Genomic DNA, 16738 nt, shown 5'->3' on the forward strand with positions numbered 1-16738 from the left:
CGCTACCACCACCTCGGCGGCGTGAAACGTCCGGCCGCCTGCTCAATCACTTCGCCGAGCGCGAACAGCGTCTCCTCGTCGAACGGGCGCCCGATCAATTGCAGGCCGAGCGGCAGCCCCTGCGCGTCCTTGCCGCCGGGAACGGCGATGCCCGGCAATCCCGCCATGTTCACGGTCACCGTGAAGATGTCGTTGAGATACATCTCGACAGGATCGGCGCCCTTCTCTCCGACGCCGAACGCCGCCGATGGCGTCGCCGGCGTCAGGATCGCGTGGATGCCTTTCGCAAAACAATCCTCAAAGTCCCGCTTGATCAGGGTGCGGACTTTTTGCGCCCGCAGGTAATAGGCGTCGTAATAGCCGGCGGACAGCACGTAGGTGCCGATCATGACGCGGCGGCGCACCTCGTCGCCAAAACCTTCGGCGCGGGTGTTCTCGTACATTTCGCCGATGGAGCGGCCGGGCACGCGCAGGCCGTAGCGCACGCCGTCATAGCGCGCCAGGTTCGACGACGCTTCGGCCGGCGCCACGATGTAATAGGCCGGCAGCGCGTATTTGGTGTGGGGCAGCGACACCTCGACCAGTTCGGCGCCGGCGGCCTTGAGCCAGGCTGCGCCCTCACTCCAGAGCTTTTCGATTTCTGCCGGCATGCCGTCGAGGCGGTACTCTTTGGGGATGCCGATCTTCATGCCCTTGACGGATTTGCCGATCGCGGCCTCGTAGTCCGGCACCGCGCGATCGACCGACGTGGTGTCCTTGGGATCGTGACCGGCCATCGAGCGCATCAGGATCGCGGCGTCGCGCGTGGTGCGCGCAATCGGCCCGGCCTGATCGAGCGAGGACGCAAACGCGACGATGCCCCAGCGCGAGCAACGGCCATAGGTCGGCTTGACCCCGACGGTCGCGGTCAACGCCGCCGGCTGGCGGATCGAACCGCCGGTGTCGGTCGCGGTCGCGCCCATGCAAAGCAGCGCCGCCACGGCGGAGGCCGATCCGCCGGAAGAGCCGCCCGGCACCAGCGTGGTGTTGGAGCCGGCGCGGCGCCACGGATTGACCACGGGGCCGAAGCACGAAGTCTCGTTCGACGAGCCCATCGCGAACTCGTCATTGTTGAGCTTGCCGAGCATCACCGCGCCGTCGCGCCAGAGCTGCGAAGTGACGGTGGACTCATAGGGCGGCACGAAATTGCCGAGGATCTTCGAGCACGCGGTGGTGCGCACGTCCCTGGTCGCAAACAGGTCCTTGATCCCGAGCGGGATGCCGGCCAGCGGACCGCCCTCGCCCCGGGCGATCCTGGCGTCGATCGCGCGCGCCATGGCGCGGGCCTGATCGGGCGTTTCCAGCACGAAGGCATTGAGCGCGCGTGCCGCCTCGATCGCGGCAAGATGCGCGTCGGTCAGTTCAAGCGAGGTAAAAGTCTTGTTCGCGAGGCCATTCCTGGCCTCGGCGATCGTCATCGAAATCAAATCGGTCATTTATTGATCGGGCTGCAGAAGAACGGAGACAGGGTCTTGTCGTTGGCAGGGTCGTCTTGCTTGGGCCGCGTCAGTTCGGACGCCTCGAGCGCATCGAGCACGGCATCCATCGCCTTGTCGGGATCGGCGACCTTGCCCTGCCGCTCCATCGCGTCGAGATAGTTCATGTAGGCCTGGTAGGCCTTTTCATCGTCGCAGAGCATGCACATCGGACTTCCGATCTCGAAAGAAAAAAGTTATTCCACGACCTTGGGCACCAGAAAGAAATGGTTCACCGTGTCGGGCGCGTTTCTGACCACGTCGTCGGTGATCTCGCCGTCATTGATCGCGTCCGGCCGCTTCTTCATTTCCATCGGGATCACCGAGGTCATCGGCTCGACGCCGTCGACGTTCACCTCCGAAAGCTGCTCCACAAACGCCAGCATGGCATTCAACTCGCCCTGCAGATGGGGAACCTCGGCCTCGGCGACCGCAATTCGCGCAAGATGCGCGATGCGGCGAACGGTAGCGGCATCAACGGACATTAATATAAGCCTCGAACGGGGGATCGCACCCGCCGTATAGCAGAGCCCGGTTTTCCGCCGCAACCATGGGGAACCGCCACGCCGGCATTTCGGGGCTCAAATACCGCCAAATCGGGCGGAAATGCCGGGTCAAACCGAATGCACCGGGGCCCGCGCTCGGGAGTCCGGGATTTCGAGGGGAAAAGCCGCCGACGAAACCAATTTGGGAGCTGACGCAGTCGTTTTGAAACAGTCGCGGCGTGTACTCGGCCATCAACTTGGAGACCGTGCCATGTGGACGACGGAACACGACAGCGCAGTAACGGAAAGTTGGGACCCTGCTCTCTGGTCGATAGGTGGCGTGCTTGGCGTCGCGATCTTATATCTGGCGTGCCTGACCTGACGAACATGAAGAAACACCATGTCCAAAGCAAAACAGCTGCAGGAAAAAGCCGAGATGTTCGAGCGGCGCGCCGAAAACGCCACCGATCCGATCTCGCGACGTCACTACAAGGAGATGGCCGCCCATTATCGGTCGCTGGCCGTTGAGCATCTGGACGTCAAACGCGACGAGCCGGCGCATTAGCGCTGATTGCCTCCGGACGCTAAGCCAGCAAACTCAGCCGAGCCAGCGCGGCACCCGCCAGCGCCCGTGTCAGCTGGTGGCATGTTGGAATCAACGAAACGAGGGGCTGATCTGGCTCTCGCGCTTACAAGGGCAGCGTCGGCAGTGCGACCACATCATCGGTTCTTTCCGGCGGCGTATGCGCGACGTTGAGTACCAACGATACGGTGAGGAAATAGCCGATCAGTCCGGTCAGGTCTATGACCCCGCGCTCGCCCAGCCGTCCCACGGCAATCGCATAGGTCGCATCGCAGACGCCGCTGTGCGCGAGCAGTTCGTGCGTGAAATCGTAAACCAGCGCTTCGTCCGCATGCATGTCGGTGGGCCTACGCCCGCAGCGTACGGCCTCGATGGTTTCCGCACTGGTGCCGGCCTTCCGCGCTAGCGGCACGTGCACGAACCACTCGAACTGCTGGGTGCACGCCCGCGAGACTACCAGCATGGCGAATTCTGAAAGCCGGGGTGGAAGGCTGCTGTCGAAGCGAATGTACTCGCCTACCCGCTGCAGGCGATCCATCAGAAGTGGGCTTCGCAGCAAGGCGATAAAAGGACCCTTGACCGCCTTCCGCGGTCCGGCGATCAGTGCCTGCGCGGCGGCCCGCTGGGCTTCATCCATCTGCTCAAGTGCAAGGGGCGGCATGCGGTCGGGGTGCAGCATTTTTATCTCGTTTTAAGGGTTAGATGATGTAGCCGGTACGCGCGTCAGGCACCTTAGGCGGTGGAAGAGTTGCGCCGACCCGCCAATATCTGCTCGGCCTCGGTGACGATCCTGTCAACAATCTCGGCCGCCGGCGGAACATCATGGATCAGTCCGACCGCCTCACCGGCGATGATGGCGGCGATATCGAAGTTTCTGGCGGCCTGCGCTGCGGCATATTCGGCCGCGACCGCCGTGACGTTTTGCATCAGTTCCACCTCGCGTCCCAGCCAGCGCCGCGCGTGATCATTGATCAGGCAGCGGCCGTTGAACGGCGCCGGCCAGACGTTGTTGCGGGAAATATCGAAAATGATGCTCCTGACGCTGTTGCCGCTGCTCGCGGCGCAGATTCGCTTCTTGGCTTCATCCGCACCATCGCATTCCTGGCTGGCGTAGAAGCGCGTGCCAAGCAACACGCCGGAAGCGCCGAGCATCATCATTGCCGCTAGCCCGCGGCCGTCACCGATTCCGCCAGCGGCTGCGACCGGTACCCGGCCGGCCACCAGATCGACAATCGCCGGCACGATGTCGATCGTGGTGCGGGAAGCGCCGTGGCCGCCGGCCTCGCTGCCCTGCGCAACTATTATGTCGGCGCCAGCATCGAGTGCCATCTGCGCCATGCCGTCGTCCTGCACTTGGCAGATCAGCAACGCGCCGCTGGATTTGATTTTGGTCGCAAACGGCCTTGGATCGCCAAACGAGAGCATGATCGCGCGCGGCCGCGGCGCGAGCGCGACGTCGAGCAGCTCAGGCTGCTTTGCCAAGCTCCAGGTGATGAAACCGATGCCGTAGGGAGCGGATATGCGTTTGAGCTTGGCCGTCTCCTGCTCCAGCCAGACCTTGTTTCCATAACCGCCGCCCAGAATGCCGAAGCCTCCGGCGGCACTGACCGCCTCCGTCAGCCGTGCGCCTGCAATCACATCCATCGGCGCCGACAGGATCGGATGGTGAATGCCTAGAAGCGCGGTCAATGACGTTTCGATCGACATAATATCGGCTCCTGATCTGGACAGTCAGTGTAGACCTGGATAGCATTCTCGATAAATGATTTATTGAGAATTCTGCTATCTCTAAAATGAAACGGTAGCCGTCCATGGAATTGAGCGATCTCGTGACCTTCTCGACGGTGGCGCGCCTCGGTGGCATCACCCGCGCCGCCGACGAACTCAACACCGTGCAGTCCAACGTGACCCAGCGGGTGAAAGCGCTGGAGGCCGAGATCGGCACCGCGCTGTTCGAGCGGCATAGCCGCGGCATGACGCTGACCGGCGCCGGCCGCCGTTTGCTGCCTTATGCGCAGCGGATGGCCGCCCTGTCGCGCGAAGCGCTGCTGGCCGCACGCGACGATGGCGAGCCCAAGGGACCGCTGTCGATCGGCTCGATGGAAACGACGGCCGCGGTGCGCCTGCCGCCATTGCTTGCCGAATTTCACCACCGCTATCCGGCGGTGCGGCTGAGCCTGCGCACCGCTCCGACCGCTGACCTGGTGGCTGCCGTGCTCGACGGGTCGCTCGATGGCGCTTTCGTCGCCGGTCCGATCGATCACGCAGAGCTCAGCGCTGTGACCGCTTTCACCGAAGAACTCGTACTGGTGACGGCGCGACGCTGGACCAGCCTTGCAGCGTTGCGCGCGGGCACGCCGGAATCGGGGCCTACCGCGCTGGTGTTCCGTACCGGCTGCAGCTATCGGCAGCGGCTCGAACAGGTGTTTTCCGAGTTCGGCTGGCCATCCGCGGCGCGGTTCGAACTGGGCACGCTCGATGGCATGATCGGCTGCGTCGCCGCCGACATGGGCGTGACGCTACTGCCGCGCGCTGTGGTCGGGCGCAACGAGACCGTCAACATCCACAAGCTGAAGGCCGCTCAGTCGGGGGTCGATACCCTCTTCATCCAGCGCCGCAGCGCGCACCAATATAGCGCGCTGCAAGGCTTTACCGCCTGCCTGAGCAACAACGGCGAGGTCATTGCCGCCTGAGAGTCCAGCGCCGCAGCGCGACAGCGGTCCAGACCGCCTCGACCAGGCCGAACGGCCAGGCGCCTTGCAAAAAGCCGTAGGCCGAACCGAGCGCGCACGCACCGGCGAAGCCGATGATGAACCAGTGGCTGCGGTCTTCCAGCGCGTAACAAACGAGCATCGCGGTCACCGCGAACAACCCGAACAATTGCAATGCATCCATCGCGGTACCTCATCGCGCGTCCATTCCGCCCTGCGAAATTTCGTTGCCACATTTCATTTCTGTAAAAGAAAATTTGCGCAGCCCGTGCTGCGCACCTTCGATCGCGGACAGCCGCATCAAAATATTTTGGATCGTCGCACACTACTACGTTAGTATGAGGCGCTAGCGACCAAGAACCACCAAGAACCACCAAGAACCATAACGTCAAATCTGGGAGGATCTGCGATGCGCAACGCGTTCGTGTTGTGCTGTTCGGCTGCCCTGTTGGGAACGGTTGGAACGGCAAGCGCTCAAGACTGGACGAAATCGAAATGGGGACCGAACGACGAGATCGGCGCCGCCAACTATATGACCCCGGAGCTGGTCGTGAAAGCGGCCGGCCTCGTCAAGACTGGCAAGACCTACGCGCTGGGCTTTCCCGTCGATTCCAAGATGCCGGCCTATCCGCCGCGCGCCTTCAAGATCACCGTCGTCCAGCCCGGCCAAGCCGGCATTCCCGGCCTTGGACCCAGCAAGACCACCTATAATGACGACATCATCGAAGGCTGGGTCGGCGTCGGCAGTCAGCTCGACGGCCTCGGCCATATCGGCGTCGAACATGTCTATTACAATGGCAACAAGCTACTCGACTTCGCCGATCCCACCGGCCTGAAGAAACTCGGTGTCGAAAAAATCCCACCGATGGTGACCCGTGGCGTGCTGCTCGACATGGCGGCCCACTACGGCACCGACGTGGTCAAGGAAGGCACCGCCTTCAACGTCAAGGAAATCGAGGAAGTCGCCAAGAAGCAAGGCGTCGAGATCCGTCAGGGTGACGTTGTGCTCTTCCACACCGGTTGGTCCAGCCTGATTGGCAAGGACGACAAGCGCTTTGGCGCCGGCGAACCCGGCCTCGGCGTCGAAGGTGCCAAATACCTCACCGGCAAAGGCGTGGTTGCAGTCGGCGCCGATACCTGGGGTCTCGAAGCGGTCCCGTTCGAAACCAAGAACATCTTCGAGGTGCACCAGATCCTGTTGCCGATGAACGGCACCTACATTCTCGAAGTGATCAACACCGCCGAGCTCGCCAAGGACAAGGCCTATGAGTTCCTGTTCGTGCTTGGCCAGCCGCGCTTCAAGGGCGGCGTGCAGAGCATGATCAACCCGGTCGCAATCCGGTAGGGCCGCATCGCACAAACGGCGTGGCGTTCTCGCATGGACGCCACGCCGCATCCGGCTTTGCATGACCAACTGGCCGCGTGGTATGCGGGTCCATGCCTGCCCCAATTCTCCCTTTGATCGAAGCGGTCACGCACTGGCCCGAGCGCGGCGCGCTGGTCGGCCTCGATCTCGGCACCAAGACCATCGGTGTCGCAGTATCCAATGCCGATCGCAGGCTGGCGACCGGCGTCGAGACCCTGCACCGCAAGGCTTTCAAGGCCGACGCGGCGCGGCTGCTTTCCATCGCCGGCGAGCGCAACGCGGTCGGCTTCATCCTCGGCCTGCCCATCAACATGGACGGCAGCGAGGGCCCGCGCGCGCAATCCACTCGCGCCTTTGCGCGCAATTTCTCCAAACTCACCGACCTCACCATCGCGCTGTGGGATGAGCGGCTCTCAACGGCCGCCGTCGAGCGCGAACTGATCGGGATGGACGTCAGCCGCGCCCGCCGCGCCGAGGTGATCGACGAGCATGCCGCGATCTTCATCCTGCAGGGCGCGCTCGACCGGCTCGCCACGCTGCGCGGCGAGCGCTGAACATGGCGGTGGTGGTCGCGGCGCTGCTGCCGGTGTTTTTGCTGATCGTGCTCGGCTTCATCCTGAAGCGGAGCTTGATGCCGCTGGAGACGCACTGGCACGGGTTGGAGCGCCTGACCTATTACGTGCTGTTCCCGGTGCTCCTGGTCCAGACGCTGGTGAAGGCCGATCTTTCCAGGGTCCCCATCGCCGGGGTCGGCGGCGCGCTGCTGCTGTCGGCGTTGCTGATGTCGCTGCTGTGCCTCGCGCTGCGGCCCCTGCTCGCCCGCGGCGCAGTCGACGGCCCGGCCTTCACCTCGATCTTCCAGGGCGCGATCCGCTGGCAGACCTATGTGGCGCTGGCCGTCTCCGGCAATCTGTTCGGCGATGCCGGGCTGGCGCTCGCCTCGGTGGCGATGGTCGCCATCATCCCGCTGGTCAATGTGTTCAGCGTTTCCGTGCTTGCGCATTATGCCTCGTCCGAAAAGCGGCCGGTCGGATCCATCGCGATGACCGTGGTGCGCAATCCGCTGATCTGGGCCTGCGTGATCGGACTCGTACTCAACGTCACCCACGTCCCGCTCCCAAGACTCTGGCATGAGGTTGCCGACGCGCTCGGCCGTTCCTCGCTGGCGATCGGCCTGCTGGTGACCGGCGCCGGCCTGCACCTCGAAGGCCTGTTCCGCCCGAGCCTTGCGGCGTCGGTCGCGGTGTTCCTCAAGCTGGTGCTGATGCCGGTAATCGCGGTTGCGCTGGCGCTGTGGTTCGGGTTGTCAGGCTCGAATCTGGCGATCGTGACCGCATGCGCGGCGGTACCGGCGTCGTCGAGCGCCTATGTGCTGGCCCGGCAGATGGGTGGCGACGCGCCGTTGCTGGCGCAGATCATCACGCTGCAGACGATTCTGGCGGCGATCACGATGCCAATCGCGATCGCATTGGTCGGGTAGATCAAAAGTACGCAAGTTTCAGGGCGACGTAAGCCAGGACTGCGAGGTTGAAAAAGCCGTGGCTGATCACGGTAAGCCAGGTCGAACCGCTTCGGCGCCGCAGATGCCCGAAGATCAGGCCGACGAGAAAGATCTGGCTAACATAGTACCAGCTATACTGCTGGTGCATCAGCGCCCACAGCGCCGATGACAGCACGATCGTGCCGATCGGACCGAGAAAGGACTGCGACCAGCCGCGATACAGCAGGCCACGCACCACCAATTCCTCCGTGACCGGCGCCGCGACACAGAAGCCGATCAACAACAGCCACAACAGCCCGGCGTCTTGCGCAGAGCGGTAGCTGTCGATCACGAATGCAGGCGTCGAATGTCCCGTGAGAGACGAAAGCAGAAGCCATGCGAGCAGGAATGCCAAAGTTATCGCGAGGCTGCAAAGGAGTTCGTCGCGGCTCGGCCAGTTCAGCGCCAGATATTCAGTGAAGCGCTGCCTCGCGATCCGGATCGCCGCCCAGAGCACGGCCAGAACGAAGAGACATGCAGCAATCGTCCCCGCGGCGATGTTGCCGCCCTGAGACGCCAATTCGACGATTTGCGCCTCGGTCATGTCCAGATCGCCGTGCCAGATGAACGCCACGACCATCGCCGCCAAGTGGCCGAGATTGAACGCGGCATAGGCAACCAACCCGATCACCATCGTGCCCAGGAAATACCAGGTACGGGGCTGACGTGGCGAAACAGGCAAAGCGGGGGGCGCGGAAATCTCGAGCGATGACATGGGAACCTCCACGCCTTGGTCGCACCGGCGCGGCGTCAGGTTCGAGTCGGGAGCTATTGCCCGGCGAGCCAGAAGGTTTGAATCGTCGCCGCCGTGTTGTTGAGACCGTGCAGCGCGATCGTCAGCCAGGTTGAGTTGCTGCGATAGCGCAGATAGCCGAGCAGTAGGCCAATGGTGAACACCTCACCGAAGAAGAACCAGCCGTACTGCAGGTGCATCGAGGTCCAAACCAGCGACGACAGGAAGATGGCCCCGGGCACCCTGAGCCACGACTCCGACCAGCCGCGATAGAGAAAGCCGCGCGCCATAATCTCCTCCGAGATCGGCGCAGCGACGCAGAATGCGATCACCAGCAGCCACAACGCGCCATCGGCCTGCGCCGATTTCAGCACCTCACCCATGAAGCCCGGCGTTATTTCGCGCCCGAGCGCGCGTGACAGCAAGTCCCAGCCGCCGACCAGCACGGCCAGCGAGACCGCACCGATCAGGAAATTCTGCCACGAGGTCCCGCGCAGCGCGAGATAGTCAACAAATGGCGTGCGCGAGGCGCGCGTCGCGACCCAGGCCGCGAGCAGCACCGCGGGCACTCCCATGATCACGGATAGCGAGATCGTCAGCCCGGTGCCGACGACACTGAGCATCGCGGCGTAATCCCAAGAACCCTGCCGCAACACGAAGTAAGCGATGACCACAGCCTGGCCGACAAACATCCCGCCAAAAATGAACAGCCCCCAGAGCGCGGTGCCCCAGAACTTCCAGATCCGGGGCGGACGCTCGAGGGACGCGACGAGAGCGGGCGGCTGTGCGAGACTGAGAGAATCCATCAACTGACTTTCAGGGCAGCGCCCGTTGCAGCAATCCGGTGACGTCGGCTTGGGCAAGATCGACCGCGCCGTACATGCTGGCGTGATTCCCGGCGAGGCGCGTGGCGGCAAACAATTCCGCATGCCGTGGCGACACCGCGTTGAGCGCCGCGGCGGCAGCGAGCAGCGCCAGCTTTTCGACCGCCAGCCGCGCCAGCCGCTCGCTGTCGGGCCGGCGGAACGCCTTGCCGATGAAGCCGACCGCCTCGCCGGCCCCCGGCAGGCCCAGCGTTTCGCCTGTCAGTTCGTGCAAGACCGCCGCTGCCGCATCGGCCTCGCGCGACAGCGCCCGGAGCACGTCGAGGCACATCACATTGCCTGAGCCTTCCCAGATCGCATTGACCGGCGACTCCCGGTAATGCCGCGCCAGAATGCCCTCCTCGACATAGCCGTTGCCGCCGAGGCACTCCATCGCCTCGTAGAGAAAGCCCGGCGCGCTCTTGCAGACCCAGTATTTGATCGCCGGCGTCAGCAGCCGCATATAAGCGGCCTCCTTGGCGTCCAACGGCGCCCGGTCGAACGCCCGGCACAGCCGCATGACAAGCGCGATCGAAGCTTCGACGTGCAGTGCCATGTCCGAGAGCACCGTCTGCATCAGCGGCTGGTCGGCGAGGTGTTTCTGGAACACGCTGCGGTGCCTTGCGTGGTGCAGCGCATGCGCCAGGCCCGAGCGCATCAGGCCGGCGGACGCAATCGCGCAATCCTGCCGCGTCAGCTGCACCATCTGAATGATGGTGCGGATGCCCTTGCCCTCGTCGCCGATACGCAGCGCATAGGCGCCTGTGAATTCGACTTCGGAGGACGCGTTGGAGCGATTGCCGAGTTTGTCCTTCAACCGCTGGAACCGGATCGCGTTGACGGAACCATCGGGCGCGAAGCGTGGCATGAAGAAACAGCTCAGGCCGTTATCGGCCTGCGCCAGCACCAGAAACGCGTCGCACATCGGCGCCGACATGAACCATTTATGGCCGGTGATGCGGTAGGCATCGCCGTCGTGCTCGGCGCGCGTCATGTTGGAGCGCACATCCGTGCCGCCCTGCTTCTCGGTCATTCCCATGCCGACCGTCATGGCGCGCTTGGTCCACCACGGCGCAAAGCTCGGATCATAGGAACGGCTCGCCAGCACCGGCATCACCTTCGCCAGCAGATCCGGCGCTTCCGCGAGCGCCGCGACCGCGGCGCGCGTCATGGTGATCGGGCACAGATGTCCGGTCTCGACCTGCGCGGCGATGTAGAATTTGGCTGCCCGCACCACTTCCGAGGCGCCGCCAGCCGGCTTGCCCTCGGCGTTCCAGGTCGAATTATGCACGCCGGCATGCGCCGAGTGCGCCATCAGCTCGTGATAGGCCGGATGGAACTCGACTTCATCGCGGCGGTTGCCGCGGGAATCGAACGTCCGCAGTTTCGGCGTGTTCTCATTGGCGACGCGGCCCCGCGCCGCCATCGCCGCCGAGCCCCAATGCCTGCCGAATTCGGAAAGTTCTTGCTGCGCCGGCGCGCCGCCATTGGCGGCTACCGCCTCGGCAAGCGGCCGGTCGGCCGCGAACAGATTTACATCCTCGAACGGCGGCGACTGGTTGAAGACCTCGTGGGTCGCGAACGATGCCTGGCTCATGGCTGGTCTTGCTCCGGGAATCAATTCCGTCGCGTGATCGGGAAATCATAGGCCTGCCGGCCGACCCCCGGCAGCGAAAAGTGCCACCACTCCTTCGAATAGTTCACAAAACCTTGCTTCGCCATCGCGGCGACCAGCACATTGCGCCATTTCCGCTGTGCCGGCGTGATCGAGGGACTGGCGGTATGCGACTTGAGGTCGGAGCAATCATAGCCGGTACCCATATCGACGCTGCCCTCCGGCGCCCGCGCCTCGGCGGGCGCGGTGCAGTCAGCGTAGGCTTTGGTGGGATCGAATTTCGCGGAATTGTCGGCGGTCAGATCGACCAGGGTAAGATCGAGCGCGGCGCCGGTCGAATGGCCGGAACGGGTCGCGATATAGCCTAGCCGGAACAGATCGGCCTTGCGAAAGGTCGGGTTGAAGCGGCGCTCGGCCGGCGTCTCCTTGCCGTTCTTCGACCACGCCACCATGTCGGCCACCGCGCGCTCGGGCCGATAGCAGTCGAACATCTTCAGAGAAAGCTTCTGCTTGGCGAGTTCCTGCTGGATGTTCTTCAGCGCCAGGGCGACCTCGCGCTTCACGACGCATTCTCCGGCGTCATACCCCCGCAGCGGCTTGCCGACAAAGTTGTTCGAAGTGGCGTAGCGCATGTCCTGGATGATGCCGGGATCGATATCGCGCAAATACACAAACCCGCCCGGCAGGCCTTGCGCGTTCGCCGTCTGCGGGCTGGACAGGCCAAATCCGGTTAATCCGATCGCTAAAATAACGTACCATTTCTGCATTGAACGCCTTCCCCGCGCGCTGAACGCGGCCACATTGCGGCACCCTCTTTACCCTGCGCGGCGACAGACCGGGGGATAACTCACAAGCCCCCTATTCGCCCTTGCCCCGCATCGGGAGTCTGCCTATAGCTCTCGTTTTAATGACCCCTGCATCGAAATCGACCTTCGTCCTCGGTCACCGGCATCTGCTGGGAATCGAGGGGCTTTCCGCCGCCGATATTACCGGCCTGCTCGACCTTTCCGAGGAATATGTCGAGCTCAACCGCCAGGTCGACAAAAAGCGCACCAGTTTGCGCGGTCGCACCCAGATCAATTTGTTCTTCGAGGCCTCGACCCGGACCCAATCCTCGTTCGAACTCGCGGGCAAGCGGCTGGGCGCCGACGTCATGAACATGTCGGTGTCCTCGTCGTCGATCCGCAAGGGCGAGACGCTGATGGACACCGCGGTCACGCTCAATGCCATGCATCCGGACATCCTGGTGGTGCGCCACCACGCCTCGGGTGCGGTGGAACTGCTGGCGCGCAAGGTTGACGGTTCCGTGATCAACGCCGGCGACGGCAGCCACGAGCATCCGACCCAGGCGCTGCTGGACGCGCTGACCATCCGCCGCAACAAAGGCCGGCTGGAAGGCCTCGTGATCGCCATCTGCGGCGACGTGATGCATTCCCGCGTCGCTCGCTCCAATATCCTGCTGCTCAACACCATGGGCGCCCGCGTCCGCGTGGTGGCGCCCTCCACGCTGTTGCCGCGCGGCATCGAGCGGATGGGCGTCGAGGTGGCTCGCGACATGCGCGAGGGCCTCAACGGCGCTGATATCGTCATGATGCTGCGGTTGCAGCGCGAGCGCATGAACGGCTCGTTCGTGCCGTCGTCAGGCGAATATTTCCATTATTTCGGTCTCGACCAGAAGAAGCTCGCCTATGCCAAACCCGATGCGCTGGTGATGCATCCCGGTCCGATGAACCGCGGCGTCGAGATTGATTCATTCGTGGCGGATGGCGCGCAATCGCTGATCCGCGAACAGGTCGAAATGGGAGTGGCGGTGCGGATGGCGGTGCTCGAAGCACTCGCCCGCAACCTGCCGAACGCCTGACATGCTGACCGATCGCCGCCCCATCCTGCTCGCCAACGCCCGTGTCGTCGATCCCTCGCGCGACTTCGACGGCCCCGGTGACGTCCTGATCGCCGACGGCATGATCCGCGATTCAAAGCGCGGCATCGGTGCGGCCGGCGTCCCCGAAGGCACCGACATCATCAATTGCGCCGGCAAGATCGTGGCGCCGGGGCTGATCGACATGCGCGCCTTTGTCGGCGAGCCCGGCGCCAGCCACCGCGAAACTTTTGCTTCCGCCAGCCAGGCCGCGGCCGCCGGCGGCATCACCACCATCATTTGCCAGCCGGACACCTCGCCGGTGATCGACAATTCGGCCACCGTCGATTTCATCCTGCGCCGGGCGCGCGACACCGCGATCGTCAACATCCACCCGATGGCGGCGCTGACCAAGGGCATGAATGGCGAGGAGATGACCGAGATCGGCCTGTTGAAGGCCGCCGGCGCCGTCGCCTTCACCGATGGCGCCCGCAGCGTCACCAACGCGCAGGTGATGCGGCGCGCGCTGACCTACGCACGCGATTTCGACGCGCTGATCGTGCATCACACCGAAGACCCTGATCTGGTCGGCGAAGGCGTGATGAACGAAGGCGAGTTCGCCGCACGGCTCGGGCTGGTCGGCATTCCCAACGCCGCCGAAGCGGTCATGCTGGAGCGCGACATGCGGCTGGTGGCGTTGACCGGCGGCCGCTATCACGCAGCGTCACTGAGCTGCATCGAGTCGCTCGAAATCCTCAAGCGTGCGCGCGACGCAGGGCTCGCGGTCTCCGCGTCGGTCTCGATCAACCATGTCACGCTGAACGAAAACGACATCGGCCCGTACCGGACGTTCCTAAAGCTGTCGCCGCCGCTGCGCACCGAGGACGATCGTCTGGCGCTGGTCGCGGCCGTGGCCTCGGGCCTGATCGACGTCGTGATGTCCGATCACAACCCGCAGGACGTCGAGGTGAAACGGCTGCCGTTCGCGGAGGCGGCTCACGGCGCGGTCGGATTGCAGACCATGCTGCCGGCCGGCCTGCGGCTGATTCACAATGGCGAGATGGACTTCAAGACCCTGATCCGCGCGATGTCGACGCGGCCGGCGGAACTGCTCGGCCTGCCCGGCGGCTCGCTGCGTGCGGGTTCCCCTGCCGATGTCGTCGTGATCGACGCCGATACGCCCTGGGTGCTCGACCGCGACGATCTCAAATCGCAATGCAAGAATACGCCGTTCGACGAAGCCCGCTTCTCCGGCCGCGTCGTCCGTACTATCGTGGGCGGACGGACGGTCTATGAGCATGTCTAGCAGAGCGTTTTCAAGCGAAGTGGGTACCGGTTCGCGTCAAGAGAATGCGTCAAAAAAGAAACGCTCGCGAAATACTCCGCGGCAGGAGCAATGGCGATGACGTTTGAACTATTCCTCGTCGTTGCGTTTTTCGTCGGCTATCTGTTCGGCTCGATTCCGTTCGGGCTGGTGCTGACCAAGCTCGCCGGCACGCAGGATCTGCGCTCGATCGGCTCCGGCAGTATCGGCGCCACCAATGTGCTCCGCACCGGCCGCAAGGGCATTGCTGCCGCAACGCTGATCGGTGACGCACTCAAGGGCACTGTCGCGGTTGTCCTTTGCGGCTATTACGGCGGCCCCAATGCCGCGATGCTGGCCGCGTTTGGCGCCTTTCTTGGCCATCTCTACCCGGTCTGGCTGAAGTTCAAGGGCGGCAAAGGCGTCGCGGTCTATATCGGCGTGCTGATCGGCCTGTTGTGGCCTGCGGCCATCGTATTCTGCGTGACTTGGCTCGCGACCGCCGCCATCACGCGCTTCTCGTCGCTCTCGGCACTGATCGCAGCCTTCGTGACGCCGCTGTTCCTGTGGTGGTTCGGCCAGCCGGCGCTGGCTTCGCTGTTTGTGGTGATGACGCTGTTGCTGTTCTACGCGCACCGCGAAAACATCGGGCGGTTGCAGGCCGGGACCGAAAGCAAGATCGGCGCGAAATGACGACATCTTTGTCGTCATTCCGGGGCTCGCGAAGCGAGAACCCGGAATCTCGAGATTCCCCGGTGCGCAATTGCGCACCTGAGGTCTGGTCCTACGGACCATCCCGGAATGACGGCGCATCACCGCGCCAGCGCCTCCTCGACGAACCGCGCCGCCGCCAGTGCCTTCACATCGTCGCCATAGCGCGCGATGACCTGCACACCCACCGGCAATCCGCCGGCGGCGATGTGCGCAGGGATGTTGACGCAAGGCGTCCCCATCAGTGTCCACAGCCGGTTGTAACGGGCGTCTCCGGTCGAGCCCAATCCCGCAGGCGCCGCACCGGGGGCTGAAATCGCCAGCAGCACGTCGAAATCATCGAAAATCTTCGTCAGCGCGATTCTCGCCTGGCGCGTAACTCGCATCGCCTCGTCGTAAGCAGCAGGCGTCATGCCCTTGCTCTCGTCGAGGCGCCCGCGCAGCTTCGGCGCGACAGCGTCGTAATGCTCCCGGTATTCCCAGGCGAGCGCCTGATGCGCCTCGAATTCCTGCACCGTGGGGTGTTCGCGCCACGCCTGGGCAATGATCTCCGGCAGCGCCAGCGTGCGCACCGACGCACCGGCCCGCTCCGCTGCCTTGGCGGCGATCTGCAGCGCCTCGGCGCCTTCGGGCTCCGGCGCACCGGCGAAATCCTGCATCACGACGCCGATGCGCGGCGTCGGCACCGACGCCTGCGGCAGAAATTCATCCCGGCCGGTGATCGCCGCCAGCCCGTGCGCGACGTCGCGGACACCGGCCGCGAACAGTCCGACCGTATCCAGCGTCCACGAATAGCACTTCACGCCGACGGTCGGCAGCAAGCGGTAGGACGGCTTGATCGCGGCGCAGCCGCAGAACGACGCCGGGCGGATCACCGAGCCGCCGGTCTGCGTCCCCAGCGCCAGCGGGATCATGCCGGCCGCCACCGCCGCCGCCGAGCCCGCCGATGATCCGCCCGGCGTATGCGCATGGTTGCGCGGATTGAGCGTCGCGGTCGGATCCGTAGACGCAAACGCCGTCGTCGTGGTCTTGCCGATGATGCTGGCGCCCGCCGCCTTCAGCGCCATCACCACCGCCGCATCCCCGCGTGATCGATGTGCCTTGTAGATCGATGAGCCCATCTCGGTCGGGAAATCAGCGGTGTCCATGATGTCCTTGATGCCGACGGCAATGCCGCGCAACGGACCTGCGCCGGCCGCCCGGATATTTGCGTCATGGCAGACGAAGGCGCCGATGGTCTTCTCCTGCGCGCCGATCGCCTCCAGCGACCGGGCAATCGCGGCATCCGCGGAAAGATCGCCCTGCGCGATACGGTGTTGAAGGTCGGCGAGCGCGATCATGGACATTCCTCCTGCGGCGGACCAACGGGTTTTACGGAGCGGTCCGGAACGGGGCAACCGCAGGGCTAAGCATGGCAGCCGTGAGAACAGGTGTTGATCGCAATCTCCGGTTGGGC

Annotated in this window: 19 protein-coding genes; 8 read left to right on the forward strand and 11 right to left on the reverse strand. The window is 64.2% G+C overall.

Features of this window, described 5'->3' with window-relative positions; translation table 11 throughout:
* Positions 1–2: 2 nt before the first annotated feature.
* Genes gatA through gatC form a run of 3 tightly spaced genes read right to left on the reverse strand, consistent with a single transcriptional unit; the run spans position 3 to position 1999 of the window.
* Complete coding sequence (gene gatA, locus ACSQ84_RS20580) at positions 3–1475, reverse strand: Asp-tRNA(Asn)/Glu-tRNA(Gln) amidotransferase subunit GatA (RefSeq protein ID WP_436213524.1); 1473 nt, start codon at positions 1473–1475, stop codon at positions 3–5.
* On the reverse strand, positions 1472–1684 hold the full coding sequence (locus tag ACSQ84_RS20585; protein WP_192733684.1) for a hypothetical protein: 213 nt from the start codon (positions 1682–1684) through the stop codon (positions 1472–1474). Before ACSQ84_RS20585 ends, gatA begins: the two co-directional genes overlap by 4 nt.
* A 27-nt stretch (positions 1685–1711) precedes the next feature.
* Positions 1712–1999 carry an Asp-tRNA(Asn)/Glu-tRNA(Gln) amidotransferase subunit GatC gene (gene gatC, locus ACSQ84_RS20590; protein ID WP_436213525.1) on the reverse strand — a complete coding sequence of 96 codons (288 nt, stop codon included), beginning with the start codon at positions 1997–1999 and terminating at the stop codon, positions 1712–1714.
* Positions 2000–2399: 400 nt separating this feature from the next.
* On the opposite strand from gatC, the gene ACSQ84_RS20595 reads away from it, so the two are divergent.
* Positions 2400–2564 carry a hypothetical protein gene (locus ACSQ84_RS20595; RefSeq protein WP_436213526.1) on the forward strand — a complete coding sequence of 55 codons (165 nt, stop codon included), beginning with the start codon at positions 2400–2402 and terminating at the stop codon, positions 2562–2564.
* 124 nt (positions 2565–2688) lie between these two features.
* On the opposite strand, the gene ACSQ84_RS20600 is transcribed toward ACSQ84_RS20595, so the two are convergent.
* The gene (locus ACSQ84_RS20600) at positions 2689–3261 is read right to left on the reverse strand and encodes a carboxymuconolactone decarboxylase family protein (RefSeq protein WP_436213527.1); all 573 of its coding nucleotides are present in this window, start codon (positions 3259–3261) and stop codon (positions 2689–2691) included.
* A 53-nt stretch (positions 3262–3314) separates the two neighbouring features.
* Positions 3315–4289 (reverse strand): NAD(P)H-dependent flavin oxidoreductase, encoded by a 975-nt coding sequence (locus ACSQ84_RS20605; RefSeq protein WP_436213528.1) that lies wholly within the window; start codon positions 4287–4289, stop codon positions 3315–3317.
* Between the two features lie 104 nt (positions 4290–4393).
* Between ACSQ84_RS20605 and ACSQ84_RS20610 the strand changes: the two genes are divergently transcribed.
* Positions 4394–5275, forward strand: coding sequence for a LysR substrate-binding domain-containing protein (locus ACSQ84_RS20610; RefSeq protein WP_436213529.1), 882 nt, complete (start codon positions 4394–4396; stop codon positions 5273–5275).
* Here ACSQ84_RS20610 and ACSQ84_RS20615 read toward each other — a convergent pair.
* Positions 5262–5477: a hypothetical protein gene (locus tag ACSQ84_RS20615; RefSeq protein WP_436213530.1), complete on the reverse strand. Its 216-nt coding sequence runs from the start codon at positions 5475–5477 to the stop codon at positions 5262–5264. The genes ACSQ84_RS20610 and ACSQ84_RS20615 overlap by 14 nt on opposite strands.
* A gap of 225 nt (positions 5478–5702) precedes the next feature.
* Between ACSQ84_RS20615 and ACSQ84_RS20620 the strand changes: the two genes are divergently transcribed.
* From ACSQ84_RS20620 to ACSQ84_RS20630, 3 genes are all read left to right on the forward strand, one after another.
* Positions 5703–6638: a cyclase family protein gene (locus tag ACSQ84_RS20620; protein WP_436213531.1), complete on the forward strand. Its 936-nt coding sequence runs from the start codon at positions 5703–5705 to the stop codon at positions 6636–6638.
* A gap of 92 nt (positions 6639–6730) precedes the next feature.
* A complete protein-coding gene (ruvX, locus tag ACSQ84_RS20625; RefSeq protein WP_436213532.1) occupies positions 6731–7213 on the forward strand; it encodes a Holliday junction resolvase RuvX in 483 nt (160 codons plus the stop codon).
* A gap of 2 nt (positions 7214–7215) precedes the next feature.
* Positions 7216–8139 (forward strand): AEC family transporter, encoded by a 924-nt coding sequence (locus ACSQ84_RS20630; RefSeq protein ID WP_436213533.1) that lies wholly within the window; start codon positions 7216–7218, stop codon positions 8137–8139.
* 1 nt (position 8140) lies between these two features.
* Here ACSQ84_RS20630 and ACSQ84_RS20635 read toward each other — a convergent pair whose 3' ends face one another.
* Genes ACSQ84_RS20635 through ACSQ84_RS20650 form a run of 4 tightly spaced genes read right to left on the reverse strand, consistent with a single transcriptional unit; the run spans position 8141 to position 12177 of the window.
* On the reverse strand, positions 8141–8914 hold the full coding sequence (locus ACSQ84_RS20635) for a CPBP family intramembrane glutamic endopeptidase (RefSeq protein ID WP_436213534.1): 774 nt from the start codon (positions 8912–8914) through the stop codon (positions 8141–8143).
* A gap of 53 nt (positions 8915–8967) precedes the next feature.
* Positions 8968–9738 carry a CPBP family intramembrane glutamic endopeptidase gene (locus tag ACSQ84_RS20640; RefSeq protein ID WP_436213535.1) on the reverse strand — a complete coding sequence of 257 codons (771 nt, stop codon included), beginning with the start codon at positions 9736–9738 and terminating at the stop codon, positions 8968–8970.
* A gap of 10 nt (positions 9739–9748) precedes the next feature.
* Complete coding sequence (locus tag ACSQ84_RS20645) at positions 9749–11392, reverse strand: isovaleryl-CoA dehydrogenase (protein ID WP_436213536.1); 1644 nt, start codon at positions 11390–11392, stop codon at positions 9749–9751.
* Positions 11393–11412: 20 nt separating this feature from the next.
* Positions 11413–12177, reverse strand: a complete 765-nt coding sequence (locus ACSQ84_RS20650; protein ID WP_436213537.1) for a M15 family metallopeptidase — start codon at positions 12175–12177, stop codon at positions 11413–11415.
* 140 nt (positions 12178–12317) lie between these two features.
* On the opposite strand from ACSQ84_RS20650, the gene ACSQ84_RS20655 reads away from it, so the two are divergent.
* The 3 genes from ACSQ84_RS20655 (at position 12318) to plsY (ending at position 15264) form a co-directional block, all read left to right on the forward strand.
* Positions 12318–13271: an aspartate carbamoyltransferase catalytic subunit gene (locus ACSQ84_RS20655; protein ID WP_436213538.1), complete on the forward strand. Its 954-nt coding sequence runs from the start codon at positions 12318–12320 to the stop codon at positions 13269–13271.
* Between the two features lies 1 nt (position 13272).
* Positions 13273–14574 carry a dihydroorotase gene (locus ACSQ84_RS20660; protein ID WP_436213539.1) on the forward strand — a complete coding sequence of 434 codons (1302 nt, stop codon included), beginning with the start codon at positions 13273–13275 and terminating at the stop codon, positions 14572–14574.
* A 96-nt stretch (positions 14575–14670) separates the two neighbouring features.
* Positions 14671–15264 carry a glycerol-3-phosphate 1-O-acyltransferase PlsY gene (gene plsY / locus ACSQ84_RS20665; RefSeq protein ID WP_436213540.1) on the forward strand — a complete coding sequence of 198 codons (594 nt, stop codon included), beginning with the start codon at positions 14671–14673 and terminating at the stop codon, positions 15262–15264.
* Between the two features lie 119 nt (positions 15265–15383).
* Here plsY and ACSQ84_RS20670 read toward each other — a convergent pair whose 3' ends face one another.
* Complete coding sequence (locus ACSQ84_RS20670; RefSeq protein ID WP_436213541.1) at positions 15384–16622, reverse strand: amidase; 1239 nt, start codon at positions 16620–16622, stop codon at positions 15384–15386.
* Positions 16623–16738: the final 116 nt, after the last annotated feature.

Origin of the sequence: Bradyrhizobium sp. LjRoot220 (assembly GCF_964252915.1) — a bacterium.
Taxonomy (GTDB): domain Bacteria; phylum Pseudomonadota; class Alphaproteobacteria; order Rhizobiales; family Xanthobacteraceae; genus Bradyrhizobium.

Bases quoted from the DNA above. Each gene is read 5' to 3' on its own strand.
- gatA (WP_436213524.1), bottom strand. From the start codon at position 1,475: ATGACCGATTTGATTTCGATGACGATCGCCGAGGCCAGGAATGGCCTC.
- ACSQ84_RS20585 (WP_192733684.1), bottom strand. From the start codon at position 1,684: ATGTGCATGCTCTGCGACGATGAAAAGGCCTACCAGGCCTACATGAAC.
- ACSQ84_RS20605 (WP_436213528.1), bottom strand. From the start codon at position 4,289: ATGTCGATCGAAACGTCATTGACCGCGCTTCTAGGCATTCACCATCCG.
- ACSQ84_RS20595 (WP_436213526.1), top strand. From the start codon at position 2,400: ATGTCCAAAGCAAAACAGCTGCAGGAAAAAGCCGAGATGTTCGAGCGG.
- ACSQ84_RS20645 (WP_436213536.1), bottom strand. From the start codon at position 11,392: ATGAGCCAGGCATCGTTCGCGACCCACGAGGTCTTCAACCAGTCGCCG.
- ACSQ84_RS20670 (WP_436213541.1), bottom strand. From the start codon at position 16,622: ATGATCGCGCTCGCCGACCTTCAACACCGTATCGCGCAGGGCGATCTT.
- ACSQ84_RS20630 (WP_436213533.1), top strand. From the start codon at position 7,216: ATGGCGGTGGTGGTCGCGGCGCTGCTGCCGGTGTTTTTGCTGATCGTG.
- plsY (WP_436213540.1), top strand. From the start codon at position 14,671: ATGACGTTTGAACTATTCCTCGTCGTTGCGTTTTTCGTCGGCTATCTG.
- ruvX (WP_436213532.1), top strand. From the start codon at position 6,731: ATGCCTGCCCCAATTCTCCCTTTGATCGAAGCGGTCACGCACTGGCCC.
- ACSQ84_RS20640 (WP_436213535.1), bottom strand. From the start codon at position 9,738: ATGGATTCTCTCAGTCTCGCACAGCCGCCCGCTCTCGTCGCGTCCCTC.
- ACSQ84_RS20635 (WP_436213534.1), bottom strand. From the start codon at position 8,914: ATGTCATCGCTCGAGATTTCCGCGCCCCCCGCTTTGCCTGTTTCGCCA.
- gatC (WP_436213525.1), bottom strand. From the start codon at position 1,999: ATGTCCGTTGATGCCGCTACCGTTCGCCGCATCGCGCATCTTGCGCGA.
- ACSQ84_RS20600 (WP_436213527.1), bottom strand. From the start codon at position 3,261: ATGCTGCACCCCGACCGCATGCCGCCCCTTGCACTTGAGCAGATGGAT.
- ACSQ84_RS20615 (WP_436213530.1), bottom strand. From the start codon at position 5,477: ATGGATGCATTGCAATTGTTCGGGTTGTTCGCGGTGACCGCGATGCTC.
- ACSQ84_RS20660 (WP_436213539.1), top strand. From the start codon at position 13,273: ATGCTGACCGATCGCCGCCCCATCCTGCTCGCCAACGCCCGTGTCGTC.
- ACSQ84_RS20655 (WP_436213538.1), top strand. From the start codon at position 12,318: ATGACCCCTGCATCGAAATCGACCTTCGTCCTCGGTCACCGGCATCTG.
- ACSQ84_RS20620 (WP_436213531.1), top strand. From the start codon at position 5,703: ATGCGCAACGCGTTCGTGTTGTGCTGTTCGGCTGCCCTGTTGGGAACG.
- ACSQ84_RS20650 (WP_436213537.1), bottom strand. From the start codon at position 12,177: ATGCAGAAATGGTACGTTATTTTAGCGATCGGATTAACCGGATTTGGC.
- ACSQ84_RS20610 (WP_436213529.1), top strand. From the start codon at position 4,394: ATGGAATTGAGCGATCTCGTGACCTTCTCGACGGTGGCGCGCCTCGGT.